Annotated in this window: 16 protein-coding genes; 6 read left to right on the top strand and 10 right to left on the bottom strand. The window is 65.9% G+C overall.

What is annotated here, in order from left to right; translation table 11 throughout:
• Window positions 1-6: 6 nt before the first annotated feature.
• The 7 genes from ACYQ8K_RS07345 to ACYQ8K_RS07315 all read right to left on the bottom strand — a co-directional run bounded on the left by ACYQ8K_RS07345 (window position 7) and on the right by ACYQ8K_RS07315 (window position 6,581).
• On the bottom strand, window positions 7-873 hold the full coding sequence (locus ACYQ8K_RS07345) for an alpha/beta fold hydrolase (RefSeq protein WP_459967820.1): 867 nt from the start codon (window positions 871-873) through the stop codon (window positions 7-9).
• A gap of 15 nt (window positions 874-888) precedes the next feature.
• Complete coding sequence (locus ACYQ8K_RS07340) at window positions 889-1,287, bottom strand: Rieske (2Fe-2S) protein (protein WP_064882584.1); 399 nt, start codon at window positions 1,285-1,287, stop codon at window positions 889-891.
• Window position 1,288: 1 nt separating this feature from the next.
• Window positions 1,289-2,434, bottom strand: a complete 1,146-nt coding sequence (locus tag ACYQ8K_RS07335; RefSeq protein WP_459967819.1) for an amidohydrolase family protein — start codon at window positions 2,432-2,434, stop codon at window positions 1,289-1,291.
• 29 nt (window positions 2,435-2,463) lie between these two features.
• A complete protein-coding gene (locus tag ACYQ8K_RS07330) occupies window positions 2,464-3,555 on the bottom strand; it encodes an amidohydrolase family protein (protein ID WP_459967818.1) in 1,092 nt (363 codons plus the stop codon).
• Window positions 3,556-3,806: 251 nt separating this feature from the next.
• A complete protein-coding gene (locus ACYQ8K_RS07325) occupies window positions 3,807-4,700 on the bottom strand; it encodes an NAD(P)-dependent oxidoreductase (RefSeq protein ID WP_459967817.1) in 894 nt (297 codons plus the stop codon).
• Between the two features lie 52 nt (window positions 4,701-4,752).
• Window positions 4,753-5,145 (bottom strand): carboxymuconolactone decarboxylase family protein, encoded by a 393-nt coding sequence (locus ACYQ8K_RS07320; protein WP_459967816.1) that lies wholly within the window; start codon window positions 5,143-5,145, stop codon window positions 4,753-4,755.
• An 11-nt stretch (window positions 5,146-5,156) separates the two neighbouring features.
• Entirely contained in the window at window positions 5,157-6,581 is a 1,425-nt protein-coding gene (locus ACYQ8K_RS07315) for an aldehyde dehydrogenase family protein (RefSeq protein ID WP_459967815.1), read from the bottom strand.
• Window positions 6,582-6,627: 46 nt separating this feature from the next.
• Here ACYQ8K_RS07315 and ACYQ8K_RS07310 point away from each other — a divergent pair, with 46 nt between their 5' ends.
• From ACYQ8K_RS07310 to ACYQ8K_RS07285, 6 genes are all read left to right on the top strand, one after another.
• Window positions 6,628-7,272 carry a TetR/AcrR family transcriptional regulator gene (locus tag ACYQ8K_RS07310; RefSeq protein ID WP_459967899.1) on the top strand — a complete coding sequence of 215 codons (645 nt, stop codon included), beginning with the start codon at window positions 6,628-6,630 and terminating at the stop codon, window positions 7,270-7,272.
• Between the two features lie 123 nt (window positions 7,273-7,395).
• On the top strand, window positions 7,396-8,742 hold the full coding sequence (locus tag ACYQ8K_RS07305; RefSeq protein ID WP_459967814.1) for a hypothetical protein: 1,347 nt from the start codon (window positions 7,396-7,398) through the stop codon (window positions 8,740-8,742).
• The gene (locus ACYQ8K_RS07300) at window positions 8,739-10,133 is read left to right on the top strand and encodes an acyl-CoA reductase (RefSeq protein WP_459967813.1); all 1,395 of its coding nucleotides are present in this window, start codon (window positions 8,739-8,741) and stop codon (window positions 10,131-10,133) included. The genes ACYQ8K_RS07305 and ACYQ8K_RS07300 overlap by 4 nt, the downstream gene beginning before the upstream one ends.
• Before the next feature lie 56 nt (window positions 10,134-10,189).
• Window positions 10,190-10,840 carry a nitroreductase family protein gene (locus ACYQ8K_RS07295; protein WP_459967812.1) on the top strand — a complete coding sequence of 217 codons (651 nt, stop codon included), beginning with the start codon at window positions 10,190-10,192 and terminating at the stop codon, window positions 10,838-10,840.
• Between the two features lie 123 nt (window positions 10,841-10,963).
• Window positions 10,964-11,962, top strand: a complete 999-nt coding sequence (locus ACYQ8K_RS07290) for an acyl-CoA dehydrogenase family protein (RefSeq protein ID WP_459967811.1) — start codon at window positions 10,964-10,966, stop codon at window positions 11,960-11,962.
• Window positions 11,946-13,121, top strand: a complete 1,176-nt coding sequence (locus ACYQ8K_RS07285) for an acyl-CoA dehydrogenase family protein (RefSeq protein ID WP_459967810.1) — start codon at window positions 11,946-11,948, stop codon at window positions 13,119-13,121. The genes ACYQ8K_RS07290 and ACYQ8K_RS07285 overlap by 17 nt, the downstream gene beginning before the upstream one ends.
• A 5-nt stretch (window positions 13,122-13,126) precedes the next feature.
• Here ACYQ8K_RS07285 and ACYQ8K_RS07280 read toward each other — a convergent pair whose 3' ends face one another.
• The 3 genes from ACYQ8K_RS07280 to ACYQ8K_RS07270 all read right to left on the bottom strand — a co-directional run bounded on the left by ACYQ8K_RS07280 (window position 13,127) and on the right by ACYQ8K_RS07270 (window position 16,227).
• Complete coding sequence (locus ACYQ8K_RS07280; RefSeq protein ID WP_459967809.1) at window positions 13,127-14,521, bottom strand: alpha/beta hydrolase; 1,395 nt, start codon at window positions 14,519-14,521, stop codon at window positions 13,127-13,129.
• 243 nt (window positions 14,522-14,764) lie between these two features.
• Window positions 14,765-15,337 (bottom strand): hypothetical protein, encoded by a 573-nt coding sequence (locus ACYQ8K_RS07275; protein ID WP_459967808.1) that lies wholly within the window; start codon window positions 15,335-15,337, stop codon window positions 14,765-14,767.
• On the bottom strand, window positions 15,334-16,227 hold the full coding sequence (locus tag ACYQ8K_RS07270; protein WP_459967807.1) for a hypothetical protein: 894 nt from the start codon (window positions 16,225-16,227) through the stop codon (window positions 15,334-15,336). The genes ACYQ8K_RS07275 and ACYQ8K_RS07270 overlap by 4 nt, the downstream gene beginning before the upstream one ends.
• Between the last annotated feature and the right edge of the window lie 15 nt (window positions 16,228-16,242).

The raw sequence follows: 16,242 nt of genomic DNA, 5'->3' as shown, positions 1-16,242 counted from the left end.
GCGCCATTACGAGCCCAGGAATTCGAGGATCGCGGGCGCCGCCTGCACCCACGTGTCGAACATGTTGAAGTGTTGCACCCGGCCCGCGGCGCGGTCTTCGGATGCGCGCTCCCAGGCGTCCTCGGGCCATGGCGGGTCGATGAGCTTCGATCCCTTGATCAGGCAGCTGACCTCCAGCGACGTCCGTTTCGGGTGATCCATGTCGTTCTCACCGCCACGAATGATCAACGTGGGCACCTTGATCCGGTCGAACATCTCGTCCTCGACACCCGGAATCGTTTGTCCCGGCTTGGAGACGAAGGCGTTGAGCCAGCGCAGCATCAGCTTGAGGAACTCATCGGAGTCGAAGTCGAGGAATCGCTGCTTGTTGTTCGGGTTCTCCTCGATGCGCTCACGCCATTCGGCCACCTTCATCACGCCGTCCATGCCGGTGCCGCGGACCGCGAGGATGCTGGGAATGATGTAGAACGAACCGAGCACGAAGGTGCCGTAGGTGCCGCCGACGATGTTCCACACCACGAGCTTGGTGACCATCTCGGGGTAGAGCATGGTGGTCAGCATGGAATCCCTTGCGCCGCCGGAACCTCCGGCCAGGATGCAGCGCTCGAAGCCCAGTCCGGTCACCAGCTTGTGCAGTGTCTCGGCGCGCATGTGCGATTCGCTCTGCCCATAGAACTGCACATCGGAGGCGCCGCAGTTGGGCCGGTCCCACAGCAGCACCCGGTATCCGCCGGCGGCCAGGGCGTCGGCCAGCGGACGCAGGCCGGGGATCTCCTTGCTGAACCGGCCGCCCGGCGTCAGGGTAATGAGATCGCCAGAGTCACCGAGGATTTCGTAGACGACATTTCCCCCGTTGATCTCGATAGAAGGCACCCGATTCTCCTGTAGTTAGGCCTGAACCAAAACGTCGTTGCCGACGACGCGCACCGGATAGGTACGGATACTCCATTCGGGCTTGACCGCGGTGGTACCCGTCGCCAGCTCGAAACCCCATTGGTGCCAGGGGCAGTAGATGTATTCCAGGTCGCGCACCATGACGGAGTCACCCGGCGCGGTCTCGTCGACGATCGTGCGTCCCCGCGCTCGTCCGGAACACAGCGGCCCGCCCTGGTGGGGGCAGTAGTTCGCGATGGCGTAGAAGGTGCCGTTGACGTTGTAGACGCCGACTCCGTGCCGCCCGATCGGTACCAGTTTGTGTGTGCCCGGCGGGATTTCGTCTACGGTTGCGACTACGTGCTCGCGGCCCTGGGCGAGACGTGGCTCGGGCCGTTTGGTCTCCTCCGTCAATTCAGAGCACCCGGGTCTGACCCTCGAGGACCGGAACGGTCTCGGGCAGGTGATAGGTCGCGATGCCGTTCTTGTACATGACCGCGTCGCGGGCGTGCTTGGGCAGGTGCTTGACCAACCAGCGCGGGTCGTCGAACGTCCAGTGCGGGTAGTCGGAGGAGAAGAGCAGGATCTTCTCACACTCCATCCATTCCAGCGCGCGGGTGAGTTCCGTCTTGTCCTCCGGGTAGTCCAGCGGCTGGGTGGTGAACTTGATGTGGTCCTTGACGTACTCGGACGGCTTGCGCTTGATATCCAGCCACGACTTGCGTGCGTCGTAGATCGCGTCCATGCGCCACATCAGCGGCAGGATCCAGCTGAACGCGTGCTCGACGAAGACGATTCGCAGCGTCGGGAACCGGTCGAAGACGCCGTCAAAGATCAGGCTCATCACCTGATTGGCCGCCAGCAGCGAGTAGGTGACCATGAAGTCGTGGTTGTAGCTGGGGAACCCCACCGGCGGGATCGGCAGCTCATCGAACTGGCTGCGTGACAGGTGGCAGCTCACGGTGATGTCGTGCTTGGTGGCCGCCGCCCAGATTGGGTCGTACTTCGGGTGGCCCCAGGACGGCCGCGGCTCGGCCTTGATCAGGATCTGCGCCATGAAGGGGTGGCCGGCCCAGCGTTCGATTTCGCGGACCGACTCTTCCGGCTCCTCGATGGCGATGCAGATGGACCCGCGCCACCGTTCGTGCCAGTTGTTGTGGTTGTCCAGCCAGTGATTGGCCTGCCAGTCGTTCAGCGCGGCCGACATCGCATGCTGCGCTTCGGGAATGCGCGCCGGGTAGGCGGCGGGTTCTAGGATCGCGATGTCGGAGCCGGCCTCCATGATCAGCTGACGGAACGCCAAATCCGGGTCGCTGCAGGGGAACTCGCCGTTGGCGGGGAAGGAGTCCACGCGCATGGCGTAGGAGTGTGCGTAGTCCGGGGCGTCGTAGTAGATCTGCTCGCCAACGGAGCGAGTGAGGAAGTACTTGCTGCGCCACGGCTCGGGGATGTACGGGAGCAGCTCTCCGCGCTTGGGCGCCGGGTGGACATCCGAGTCGACGCAGCGGACGGCTATGCGCTCGGTAGCGGGGACCCGCTCCTGCGAATGGGTCAACGTCATCTGGCTCTCCTCAGTCTTTCGCGGTACTTCTACTCTGCGCTCACCCCGGCGGGAATGTCTATGCCGTAGAGCTGCGCCGCGTTGCGCCAGCACAGCTTCTCGCGCTGCTCGGCGGACAACGCGCTGGGCAACGTCGTGACATCACCGCACTGCCAGTGTGGATAGCTCGAGCCGAACATCACCATGTCCTCTTTACCGGTGAAGCCGAACCATTCGCCGGCGAACTCGACGTCGCCGGGGCCGTCGAGACTGCCCTGAACGAAGTACACATGGCCGGGCAGGTAGTCGCTGGGAATCCGCGGGGCCCATGGCGTCTGCTCCAGGTGCGGCCGGCCGAAGGTGTCCATCCGCCAGATGAACGGCGTGATGAAGTCGGCGGCGCCGTCGCCCCACACGAACTTGAGACCGTCGAACCGCTCGAAAACTCCCTCGGCGATCATGTTCATCTGGTGATACAGGTAGTTCAGCGCCATGAAGCTGACGTACTGCTCGTAGGTACGGGTGTTCCCGGACGGCGTCGGCGGAAACGCAATGCCCGAGCCGACTTCGATGTGCGCGGCGACCGGCAGCCCGGCGTCGACGGCGGCCTCCCAGATCGGCCAGAACTGCGGTTTGCCGTAGAGCTCGCGCGACTGCAGCGGGACGCCGATCTGCACCACCCGCGGGTGGGCGCGCCACCTCTCGATCTCGCGCAACGCGCCGGGGATGTCGTCGGGGTTGACCCGGATGGTGCCGCGGAATCGCTCGCCGAACTCGCTGGACTCCAGCCAGTTCGACACCATCATCTCGTTGTGCGCGGCGTGCAGCGCGCTGCCCAGGTGCCGGTCGGGCATGATGCCACGCGCCATCGGATGAAGGACCGCAACATCGACGCCGCGCTTCGAAAACAGTTCATTGGCAACGAAATCCGGATCCGAACCGGGGTACTGGCGGTCCGGCCCCTCGGTGTTGGGCGCGTACTCACCACCGGGGGCGCCGTACCAGTCCATCTCGTAGTCGGGGAACCCGCGGCTCTTGAACGGCTCGCGCAGGGTCTTCCGCAGCGCCTTGTTGGACGGGAAGAAGATGTGCACGCTCGCGTCGATCAGCGGTGTGCTGGTTCCGTCAGCGTGTGTGATCACGAGAGCCATCCTTCGGCTCCGCCGGCCGAAGCCGGCCGTGCGAGGTCATATGATAGCCAATCTAACATTTTCTGCAGCGGTCCATCAATGGGTTTCCGGTAAGCATTTCGTTTAATCATCATCCCTGGTAGCGGGGCGTTTTGCGATCCTCTGAGCAAGTCGGGTTCTTATTTCCGGATAATACCATTCTCCGGGTTGCGGACGGATGCGATCCTGGCTGCTCGCCACCACGACGGCCGGGTCACGACGGGCTACTTTGAAGACCCACCCACCGTGACGCCGGCGGCCCGCTCGAACGGTTTGATCACCGTCGTGAAATCGGAGTCGGGCCCTTCGGCGCGGACGAGCGCCTCCCACAGCCGGCCGACGGTCTCGGCAACCTCGGCGGGCACACCGAGCGCTCTGGCTTCGTCGAGGTACAGGCGCACATCCTTGAGCATCAGCCCGGTGGTAAAGCCGTAGTCGAAGGTGCGCGGCAGGATCGCCCGGGGGAACTTGTCGCGGCTCGCGCTCGTCGCACCCGACCCCGCATTGAGCACCTCGATCATCACGTCGGGATCCAAGCCGGCCTTGACGCCCATCACGACCACTTCCGCGGTCGCGGTCAAGACGTTCGCCGCCAGAATGTTGTTCGCCAGCTTCATCGTCTGCGCCGAGCCGGGCTTGTCGCCGACGTACACCGGCCGGCCCAGTGCTTCCAGCGTGGTTCGCACGGCGTCGAATTCGCCGCGCGGGCCGGACACCATCAGCGCCAGGGTCCCTTTCCCGGCACCGCGGACACCGCCGCTCACCGGGCAGTCCATCGCCACGATGTTGCGCTGCGCCAGCAGTCCGTTGATCTGTACCGCCATTTGGCTACCGACAGTGGACAAGTCGACAAAGCGCTGCACCCGCGCGCCTTCGATCACTCCAGCCGGCCCGGTGGCCACCTCGAGTGACGCTCCCGGAGTGGGCAGGCTGGCCAGCACCGTTTCGGCGTGATCGGCGACGTCTCGGGGGGATGAGGCCGGGCGTGCTCCCAGGGCGACGACGCGCTCGAGGGCCTCGCCGCGCGTGTCGAAGGCGACGACGTCATGGTTTTCTTCGATGAGGCGACATGCCATGGGAAGGCCCATGTTTCCGAGCCCGATGAATCCGACGTCCATGATGCTCCCCTTACCCCGATGGTGGCGACCCGCCGCGCCCGGCTCCGCCGCGCTAGCGATCGCCACTGCCCCGGTCCAGTTCGGCGAACGCCTCGTTCGCGATGCGAAAGCTGTCGACGGCGGCCGGCACGCCGCCGTAGATGGCCACCTGCAGCAAGACCTCGCGGATCTCCTCGCGGGTGACGCCGTTGGTCAGTGCCGCCTTGACGTGGGTGCGTAATTCGTTGGGCCGGTTGAGCACCGAGATCATCGCCAGGTTGAGCATGCTGCGGGTCTTTCGCGGCAGTTCCTCACGGCCCCACACGGCACCCCAGCAATATTCGGTGACGAGGTCTTGCAGGGGCCCGGTGAAGTCGTCCGCGTTGGCCAATGCGCGGTTGACGTACTCCTCGCCGAGCACCTCGGAGCGGATTCGGAGTCCCCGCTGGTAGGTTTCGCGATCCAATGTTTTCTCCTTCAAAGGCGAACGATGACGGTCTTGGTGGCGCTGAATGTGTCCAGGGCTTCATACCCCTTCTCGCGGCCATAGCCGGACCGCTGGAAGCCGCCGAACGGCAATTCCACTCCGCCGCCCGCGCCATAGGTGTTCACGTAGACCTGGCCCGCGCGGATCTGGGCCGCCAGCCGGTGCGCGCGGGCCAGGTCGGTCGTCCATACGGCGCCGAGCAGCCCGTAGGGCGTGCCGTTGGCCAACTCGATCGCCTCGTCTTCGGTGCGGAATCGGTTGACCGTCAGCACGGGACCGAAGATTTCCTCTTGGGCGATCGGCGATGCGGGGTCTGCTCCGTCGATGATGGTGGGGAGGAAGTAGGCGCCGTCGGTCAGCCGCGGGTCGCACGGAGGCTCTCCGCCGCAGAGGATTTCGCCTTCGTCGTTGTCGGTGAGCATGGATTGGACCCGATCCTGCTGCTTTCGGGAGATCAGCGGTCCGAGGTCGTGGTCCTCGATCCCGGGCCCGATTGTCGCCGATGTCAACCGTTGTCGGACCATCTCGACCACTTTGTCGTGAATCGCGTCGTGCACGAGCAGCCGCGATCCCGCCGAGCATGTTTGTCCGGCGTTCTGCAGAATCGCCTTCGTGATCGACTCGGCGGCGGCGACCAGATCCGCGTCGGGAAAGACGATTTGTGCGGACTTGCCGCCCAGCTCGAGGGTGGTGGGGACCACGCGCTCGGCGGCGGCATGAGCGACTATCGATCCGATCTGAGTCGATCCGACAAAACCGAGGTGGTCGACATCGGGATGCGCGGTAAGCGCCGCCCCGGCCTCGGCGCCGATGCCGGTCACCACATTGAACACGCCCTGCGGCAGGCCGGCCAGCTCCGCCAAAGTCGCGAATTCCACTGCCGTTCTGGGTGTTTCGTCGGCGGGCTTGACCACCGCGCAGTTACCCGCCGCGATGGCGGGAGCCACCGCGCGCGCGAGCAGTTGCATCGGGTAGTTCCAGGCGATGATGTGACCGGTCACCCCGAACGGCTCGCGTCGCGTGTACACGTGCAGATCCGTTGAGAGCGGGATGGTTTGGCCGTAGTAGGAGTCGACGGCGTGGCCGTAGAACCGGAAGTACCGCGCGGCGACGCGGGCGTCGGCGCGCGCCTGGCTCAGCGGCTTTCCGGTGTCCTCACACTCCATTCGGGCCAACCGCTCGCGGTCCTCGTCGATGGCATCGGCGATCCGTGTCAGCAGGGTGGCCCGGGTCTCCGGTGCTGTGTCCGGCCAGTGCTTCGACGCCGATCGCGCCGCCCGGACGGCGCGATCCACTTCATCGCTGCCGCCGCGCGCTACGGGCCCCAGGGATCGGCCGGTGGCCGGATCGATGTTGTCGTACACGTCCGGTGAGGACACGGATTCGCCGTTGATGAAGGACTGCGTGATGGTCACGGTGGCCCTGGCCTCTTTCGTCGCGCCGACGGGTATCTACACGTTAATGTATATTTCCGTGGTCACGACAACCCGGCGTGGACGCCCGACGCAGGCCGAAGCCAAGAAGCTGCAACAGAAGTTGCGCAGGGCGGCCGTGGCGACGTTCGTCAAGCACGGTTACGACGGCACCAGCATGGACGCGATCGCCAAGGCGGCCGGCATCACGCGGCGCACCCTGTATGCGCGCTATCCCGACAAGCGCGCGGTTTTCCTCGACGTCATTCCCTGGGCGCTCACCCGCAGGACGGAACGTGAAGGCACCCACGGAGTGGAAGAGGGTGATCTGCGGACCGCCCTGGTCGAGGTCGGCCGGGCCGGTCTCGAGCGGGCGACCGATCCGGACATCGTGCGCCTGAAGCGCATCGCGATGAACGAATCGGCACGGTTTCCCGAATTCGCGGTCAGTGCGCACTCCATGACCTGGTCCCCACGCCACCGCCAGGTCATGGACCTGCTTCGTCGCCACCAAGAGGCGGGGGCCATCGAGATCGATGATCTCGAGTTGGCCGCCGGTCACTTCATCGCACTGGTCGAGCACCTACCGGCGCGATTGGCCGACTGCGGAATCCATCGCAGTCGCGAGGAGGACGAGCACCACCTACAGCACGCCGTGGACCTCTTCCTGCGCGGCATCCTGCGTCGGGACTGAGCCGAGGCCGTCGAATCAACCAGGGAAGCAACGGAATCTGTGCGTAAATCGCGGCCACCCCTGGACCATTAATATACGATAGTGTTTACTTAACTGCGGTGGTGTCAACCTAGGGAGCGCCGGATGACCTCTGCAGTAGAGCGCCTGGTAGCGATGGTCGGAGCGAAGGACTGCTTCGACATCGAGCCCACCGAACTGCTGCCCCTGCAGTTGCAAGCGGCCAACGAGCGGTTCGAGGCCCAGTCGCGACGCATTCCGCTGTTGGCCAACCGCGCGGAATCGGGCGGGGTCGAGCGCATCAAGCAACCCGCCGACCTGGTGCCGTTGCTGTTCGCCCACACCACGTACAAGACGTACGTCGAGGGCTGGCTCAGCGACGGTCGGTGGGACCGCATGGGCAAGTGGCTGGCCACCGTCTCCACCCGTGACGTCGACGGCCTCGACACCGGTGGCGTGCAGACGCTGGACGACTGGCTGAAGCGGCTGGAGACCGTCGGCCATTACCTGTCGTGTTCGAGTGGTACGACCGGCAAGCCCGCGATGCTGTCGTGCACCGAGGGCGACATCGAACTCTCGGCGCGGATCAACGTCGAGGCGCTGCTGTGGGCGACGGGCTTGACCCGCGGCGAGGATCGCAAATTCCTGGGCCTGGGCCCACAATTCGCCGCTCCCCGTGAGGATGCGATCCGCCAGGCGATGGTCGACTGTTTCTCGTCGAAATATCCGCCCTACCAGTTCGGCGAGGGCGAACCGATCACCGTCGGGTCGATGGTCGACATGATCACGTTGCGGCGCAAACTGGCCGACGGTACCGCACGCCCGAGCGAAATCGCGGACTTCGAACGCATCGCCGCGCGACGGGGCGCCGACATGGAGGCTTCGGCCAAGAAGGCCGTCGACGCGGTGATCGAGGCCCGGGCCGTGCCGCTGCTGGCCACCGGCATGTTCGCCACCTTGTATCAGATCGCGGAAGGCATTCGCGCCAACGGACACGGCGGTGACGATTTTCATCCCGGCAACGCGATGATGGTCGCCGGCGGCCTCAAAGGTGCTGTGCTGCCGGACAATTACCGCGAATACGTCTTGGACACGTTCAACGTCACGGAGGACCGGCTGTATCACGCTTATAGCATGCGTGAGATCAACGCGACCTTCCCGCTGTGCTCCGCGGGGCGGTATCACGTGTCGCCCTGGGTGATCATGCTGCCGCTGGATACTGCCGGCGAGAAATTGCTGGATCCGGCCGATGGCGAGATCGAGGCGCGGGCAGCCTTTTTCGACGCGTCGATCGAGGGCCGCTGGGGTGGCGTGATCAGCGGGGACCGGGTCAGTGTCAGCTTCGGCAAGTGTCGCTGCGGCCACCGGGGGCCGACGGTGGGCCGCGAGATCACCCGGTACGCCGATCTGCCCAGCGGCGACAAGATCACCTGCGCGGGCAGCATCGACGCCTACGTGCGGGGTGTCGCATGACCACATTGGTGGCGCCACACTTCGTGCGGGGCGTATTGGTCGAAGGGGAGGCGGACCGTCACCGGTCGCGCGACCTGGGCGCCGATTTCGTCACTCCCGCAATCGATCTCGATGCGCTCGTCATGCCACGGTCGCAGCTGCCGCCGCTGCTGGACGTCAAGCTCGCGGAGATCGTCGACTTCCTGGTGGAAACCGGCGAGCGCCTGCATCTGGATCGCAACCCGCACCTGCAGCAATGCCTGGAACTGATCGCGGCCACGAATCCGTTGCCGCGGCGCGTGGTGGAGAATCTCTATCGCCAAGCCCCGATGTATCTGAGCAGGCCGCTGCTGAACAGCATGATCGATTCGAACTTCGCCGATCGCGAGGCGCTGGACGGGTGGGTCGAGCGCGTCGACGTTCACGGCAACAAGGGGGCGGTACGCGCCTTCCCGTCCCGAATGATCCACATGCTGGCGGGCAACGCCCCGTCGGGCTGCGTCGCCTCGATTGCGCAGGGCGCCCTGGTCAAGGCTGTCAACGTGTTCAAGCTGCCCTCGAGTGACCCCTTCACCACGGTGGCGGTGCTGCGGACCATGGCCGAAATAGATCCGAAACACCCGGTGGTGCAATCGATGTCGGCGATCTACTGGCGGGGCGGTGACACCACCATCGAGCGCACGCTCTACCGGCCGCAGTACTTCGACAAGATCGTCGCCTGGGGAGGCGGCGAGGCGATCAACCACGTGATCCAGTACCTGGGCCCGGGCATCCAACTGATCTCCTTCGACCCCAAGTCCTCGATCTCGATGATCGGGCGCGAGGCTTTCGAGTCCGAGGACTGCGTCACCGACGTCGCCGATCGCCTGGCGGCCGACACCACGGTGTTCAACCAGGAAGCCTGCCTGGCGAGCCGCTTCGCATTCGTGGAAGGTGAACGGCCCCAGGTCGAATCGTTGTGTGCGGCGGTGGCGCAGCGGCTGGCCGTGGACCGCGATTTCGCCTCGGCCGTGGGGCCGCCGCTGTCGTCGGAGGTGCGCGACGAGATCCAGGTGATGGAGGCCATGGGCGACCTCAAGGTCTGGGGCGGCTTCGACGGGCGTGGCCTGGTGATCCTTTCGGACCGTCCCGTCGAATTCCAGCCCACCAACAAGACATCGAACCTCGTCATGGTCCCGTCGCTCGACGACGCGGTCCGCCATGTCAACGTCGCCACTCAAACCATCGGTGTGTACCCCTACGAACGCAAAGCGCAACTGCGGGATCGGCTGGCAAGCGCGGGCGCCCAACGACTGTGCCGGCTGGGAACCGCGAACGCGCACGTGCTCGGTAGCCCGCACGACGCGATGTATCCGTTGCAGCGGTTCGTGCATTGGATGGGCGACGACGACATCGCGGCGACCGACGGGTGAGCCCCGCCGCCGCTGCACGCTAGGTTGCGTGAGGGAGCCAGAGCTAAGGAGCGGCAATGACCGGAGCAACCGCGGACGTCTGGGAAGTGATGTCCACCGCCCGAACCATCCGGCGCTTCACCGACGAGCCGGTGGACGATGCGACGCTGGCGCGCTGCCTCGAGGCGGCGAGGTGGGCCCCTTCCGGCGCCAACGCGCAGGGCTGGCGCTTCGTGGTGCTGCGCTCGCCCGAGCAGCGGGCCGTGGTGGCCAAGGCCGCGGCCCACGCGCTGGACGTGATCGAGCCGGTCTACGGCATGAGCCGGCCCGCCCCCGACGACAACAGCCGCCGCGCCCGCACCTACCGCGCGACGTACGAATTGCACGACCGCGCCGGCGAATTCACCTCGGTTCTGTTCGCCCAGGCGCACTACCCGACCGCCTCGGAACTGCTGCTGGGCGGTTCGATTTTTCCGGCCATGCAGAATTTTCTGCTGGCCGCCCGCGCGCAGGGGCTGGGCGCGTGCCTGACCAGCTGGGCCTCGTACGGCGGTGAACAGCTGCTGAGACAGGCCGTCGGCATACCGGAGGGCTGGATGGTCGCCGGCCACATCGTGGTCGGCTGGCCGAAGGGCAATCACGGGCCGCTGCGCCGCCGCCCGCTCGCCGAGTTCGTGAACCTCGACCGCTGGGACAACGCCGCCGACGACCTTGTGACCAGCGGTTAGGTCGCCGCAGGAATTCCGCTCGTCACCGGCCTTCCGGTGACCCCATGCCCGGAATCCGAGATTATTACTTCCGCAACCGAGAATGTTATTCTCGCCTGACAGTCACGACGAGAGGCGGCGCGGATGCTGTTGGAGTTCGATGCTGATCAGCGACTGTGGCAGGACACCGTGCGCGACGCCGTCGCGAAGCAGTGCCCGCCGTCGCTGGTGCGCAGCGTGGCCGAAGAGGGCGTCGACCCGAGCCCGCTGTGGAAATCGTATGTAGACCAGGGTTGGACCGAGCTCAGCGAAGCGGACAGCGCCGTCGAGCTGGCCATCGTGCTCGAGGAACTCGGCCGCGCCACCGACCCCACCCCGTTCCTGGCGACGATGAGCCAGTTCGCGCCGCTCGCCGGGGACCGATTCGACCCGCACCAGTCGGGCACCGCGGTCTACGGCGGGGTCGCGGCGCACCGCGACGCCGAGGGCTGGGTGCTCGACGGCACGGCTCGCCATGTGCTCGACGGTGACCGCGCGGATCGGCTGGCCGTGGTGACCGACGCGGGGGTGTTCCTCGTGGAATCCAGTCAGGTATCGGCCCGGCGCTCGGCGGTGTTCGACCCGGTGCTGCACGTCGCCGACCTGTCGTTCGCGGAGGTTCGGGTGCCCGACAGCGAGCGGCTGACGGTCAATGCCGAGCGCGCGCATCACTTCGCGCTGACCGGCATGGCCATCACGATGGTCGGCGCCTGCCAACGCATCCTCGACCTGGTGCTCGAGCACGTCAAAAGCCGTCAGCAATTCGGCGTGGCGATCGGCTCGTTCCAGGCCGTGCAGCACAAGGCCGCCGACATGCACGTCGCGGTGGAACGCGCCCGCGCCCTCGCGTACTTCGCCGCGCTGACGATCGCCGCCGACGATCCCCGCCGCCGGCTGGCGGCCGCGATGGCCAAGGCATCGGCGGGGGAGTGCCAGTCGCTGGTGTTCCGGCACGGCCTACAGCTGCATGGGGCAATGGGATTCACCTGGGAAAACGACTTGCAGTTCGCGCTGAAACGAGCCAAAGCGGGTGAGCTGATGCTCGGCGGCGCGGCGGAGCACCGGGCGCGGATCGCGGAGGAATACCGTGCAGCTGACTTTTGATTCCGACGTCGAGGATTTCCGGGCGGAGTTCTCGGCGTTCCTCGACGAAAACCTGCCTCCCGCAAGCGAAACGCTGGAGCGGCCCCGGTCGGTCTCGCACATGCCGCAGTGGGCGCGCGAGTGGCAGCGGCTGTTGTTCGACAACGGCTGGCTGCTGCCCAGCCAGCCACCGGAATTCGGTGGCCGCAACGCAACGGTCATTCAGCAGTTCGTCTACCTCGAGGAACTCAGCCGTCGCCGGATCTACCACAGCTTCAACCCGCAGGGCGTGAACATCGTTGGGGCGTCGCTGTTGTCGTTCGGCAGCGACGAACAGAAGCGCCGCTGGGCGGTGCCGATCCTGCGGGCCGAGATCACCGCGTCGCTCGGGATGAGCGAACCGAGCGCGGGCTCCGACCTGGCGTCGTTGCGGACCCGCGCGGTGCGCGACGGCGATCACTTTGTGGTCAATGGGCAGAAGGTGTGGACCTCGGGTGCCCACGACGCCGACGTCCTGTTGACGTTCGTCCGCACCAACCCAGATGCGCCGAAGCACAAGGGAATCAGTGCGCTGATCATTCCCACCGACACGCCGGGCCTGGTGCGCCGTCCGTTCCCATCGATCTGCGGCATCGACGATCTGGATTTCAACGAGGTGTTCTTCACCGACGTGCGGGTGCCGGCCGAGAACCTGGTCGGCGAGCTCGACCAGGGTTGGCGGGTGGCCAACGGATCGCTGGGGCACGAACGCACGATGATGTGGCTGGGTTTCGCCGATCGGCTCGAGAACATGATCGACGACTTCCATCCCAGCACCGAGGTCGAGCGCGACCAGTACGCCAGCACGATCATGGACAGGCAGGCGCTGCGCCTGTTGGGTTCGGCGGCGCTGGCCCGCGCCGCGCGCGGTGAAGATGACGTGGCCGCGATCTCGGTGCTCAAGCTGCTGGGTTCCGAAGCCGAGTTGCGTGGCATGGAACTGGCGTTGACGTCCGCGGGATCCGAGGGGCTCGTGCATCCCGGGCTGACGGGCCCGTATGCCCACATGAACCTCGACCACTACTTCGCCAGCTGGTTCGAGCGTTACGCCCGCAGCTTCTCCGGGACCATCGCCGGCGGTACCTCCGAGATTCAGCGCAACATCATCGCCCAGCGGGTGCTCGGCCTGCCGCGCGGCTAGCGCGGTCAAAGGGCTTGCTGAGAGACGTTGCCGGCCAACGGCGTCCGGGGCACACCCGGAGTGCCCAGCTGACCTGCCAGCCACGGCAATGCGGTGGCAAACACCGTGCCGGCGGTCGGCCAGTCGTGCTTTCCGGGCTGGGCGACCACCGCGCAGTCGATGCCGTTCGCCCGGCCGAGCTGGCACAGGGAGGCGGCGGCCGCGGCCGGGTTGCCCGGGTCGGAGGCCGCACCTCGGCTTGCGACGGACAGCGCGGCGTTGTCGACGATGGTGATGTTGCGATGCGGCGTCGGCGAACCGCCAGAGGTGATCGCGAACCAGCCGGACACCCCGGAGTAGCGGCCATGCCGATTGATCACCGTGGTCGGGTCGAACTTCGCCCACGCGTTGGCGTCGCCGTCGAAGAGGTTGGCGATGGTTTGTTCCCTGGTTCCGGTGTTGGGGGTCAGGTCGCCCTCGATGTCGACGAACGAGCTGAACATGTCGGGGTGCATGACGGTGAGATCCACTGCGGTCGTCCCCCCCATCGACCAGCCGACGATGCCCCACCGGGACGGGTCGGGGCTGACCCCGAAGTTCGAGATCATATAGGGTACAACGTCTTTGGTCAGATGGTCGGCCGCATTGCCTCGGGTACCGTTGACGCCTTCGGTGTCATTGTCGAACGCCCCGCTCGGGTCCACGAACACCAGCACCGGCGCGTTGCCGTCGTGCGCGGCCGCAAAAGCGTCGACAGTCTGCACGGCGCTGCCGGCGCGCACCCAGTCGGCGGGTGTGTTGACCATGCCGCCGATCATCATCACCGTCGGAAGCTGCGGCGGCGGGGAACTCGCAAACCACGCGGGCGGCAGGTAGACGAGTTCCTCGCGGTGCTTGAAATGCGATGCGTCATCCGGAATCTGCACCGACACGAGGCTGCCGTGCGGCGGCTTGGTTCGCTTCGCCGCCAACGCGATCACGGCGGCCTTGTCGGTCTGGTTGGGCAACCGAGCTGAGGTGATCTGCTCCCACGCGCTCTGCACGGTTTGGAAGTAGCCGACCCATTGGTTGAGCACGAGCAGCGAGCAGAGCAGGCACAGCGGCACCGCCAGCATCGACAGCGCACGTCGCCACCACCGTGCGCCGCGCCAGCCGAGGATTAGCACCGCCGCGGCCATGCCGACCAGCGCGATCCACACATACAGCGCGTCCGGTGCCGACTTGGAGGCGCCGTCGGCGATGAGGGCGTGCGCCCCGACAGCCGTCATGACTCCGGCGACGGCGGCGGCCGGCAGCCACAGCAGACGCCAACGACGCGAGCGCCACCCCGCGGCGATCCCCAGCGCGATCGGCGTGACGATCTGGGCCGTGATCGGCACCCACCCGTGGATCAGAGATATGTGGTTGCCCAGAAGCGACATGGCGATTCCTCCTCTCAGCTGCGTGCGATCCAGCTGCGTGAGAAAAGGATCGGATGCCGACCTCGGCGGATCCTTGATGGATTCTTGGGCGGCGTATCGGGGTGGCCGGGCGGCGCCACAACCTCGGGTGTGAACTGATGGCGTCGCGTGTGCAGCCACGGCGGCTGCCGTCGGCGTGTCGCCGCCGTCAGCTCAGCGTCAAAACCGTGGGTTCACACTCGACGGTCGAACGGTTGAAGCGGCTCAGACCGGATCGAACTTGGTGATCAGCCAGCTGCCGTTGACCCGGGTCAGACTCACCAGCACGCTGCTCGATGCCATCGCGGGGTCGGGATTGTCCTTGCTCGTGGTGCTCTGGTCGACCAGCACCAGCACCACGGCCGAATTCGGATGCAGTTCCTGCACCGCGGCCCCCAGCACCCTGGCGTTGGTTTTCAGTGACTTCTCCTTGGCCGCCGGAGCCACGATTTGTTCGGTGAACTGGTTGTAGTACGACAAGAAGTCGCCGGACAGGTGAGTCTTGGCGGCGGCGAAGTCTTTGTCGAGTGTGTCGGGCGAGTACGACAGCAACGCGACCGTTCCGTCGGACGCCGCGTTGGCGACCGCGCTCGCGACGGTGGGGTCGGTCTGCTTATCCGGCCGGTACTGCTTGAAATACAGCCATGTCGCCGCGCCACCGGAAAGCAGCAGCAGCACAAGCAGAACCACGGGAACGACCTTCACCTTGCGCCGCGCACGTGGAGCGCTACTTTCCTCGCGGACGGCGTCCTCGGCAGAGTCCTCGACGGTGTCGATGCTGGGCTTGTCCTCGCTCATGGAATGAACTCCACGTTGGACATCTTGTATTGCCCGCCGTCGTTTTTGACGGTCACCTTGAGCCGCCAATTGCGTGGTGCGTCTTTGGCGCCCGCGGCGTTGGTGACGTGCGATGTCGCCGCGACGAGAACCAACGCGAAATCCCCGTTGATGGATTGCAGGGCCGCCGCATTAACAGTTCCTTGGGTGACCACTTTGGACTGCTCCACCACAGTCGTGAAATCTTTTGCCCGCGCTTGGAAGTCGTCATGGAACTGGCCGGTCGAGCTGTCGATCACCCGCTGGACGTCCTCCTTGGCCTTGTTGAAGTCCATGGAAGTCAGGTTGACGACGCCTTGTCGGGCCCCCGCGATGAAATTCGCGGCGCGCTGGTTGCGCTCGACGGTTTCATGACGCTGCCACATCATGTATCCGCTGGCCGCGACGAAGGCACAGATGAGGAGTATGACGACAGCCTTCCATGCCACGGACCACGAGGGCAGCCGCAGGCGTCGCCGAGAGCGGGCAGGCTTGGATTGCGATTCTGCGTCTTCGGTGGTGCCGTCGGAGACTTCTTCCTCGGTTTCCGCTTCGTCGGCGTCGGTCGCTTCCGCGGTATCGGCAACTTCGTCAGCGGCCGTCGCCTCGTCGGTCGCCGGCTCACCGGTGACGGTTGCGTCCTCGTCGGCGTCCGGGGCTTCTTCGACGGTCTCGGTCTCGGTCTCGGTGTCGGTCTCTTCCTGAGCTTGGGCCAGCGCTTCGCGCCGGAGCCGGGCCGCACGGGCGCGGGCGCGCGCCGCGGCGGCCAGCGCCTCGGCTTCGGCTGCCTCGGCCTCGGCTTCCTCGAGCAATGCCCTTGCCTCGGCTTTCGAGGTGGCCGAATCGTGTGGCGCTTTTTTCGCGTCAGCCATCGTGCTTACTGACTC

The sequence above is a fragment of the Mycobacterium sp. MUNTM1 genome (assembly GCF_054660795.1).
The sequence above is the reverse complement of the archived record's forward strand: the minus strand, read 5'-3'. Positions and strand labels throughout refer to the sequence as shown.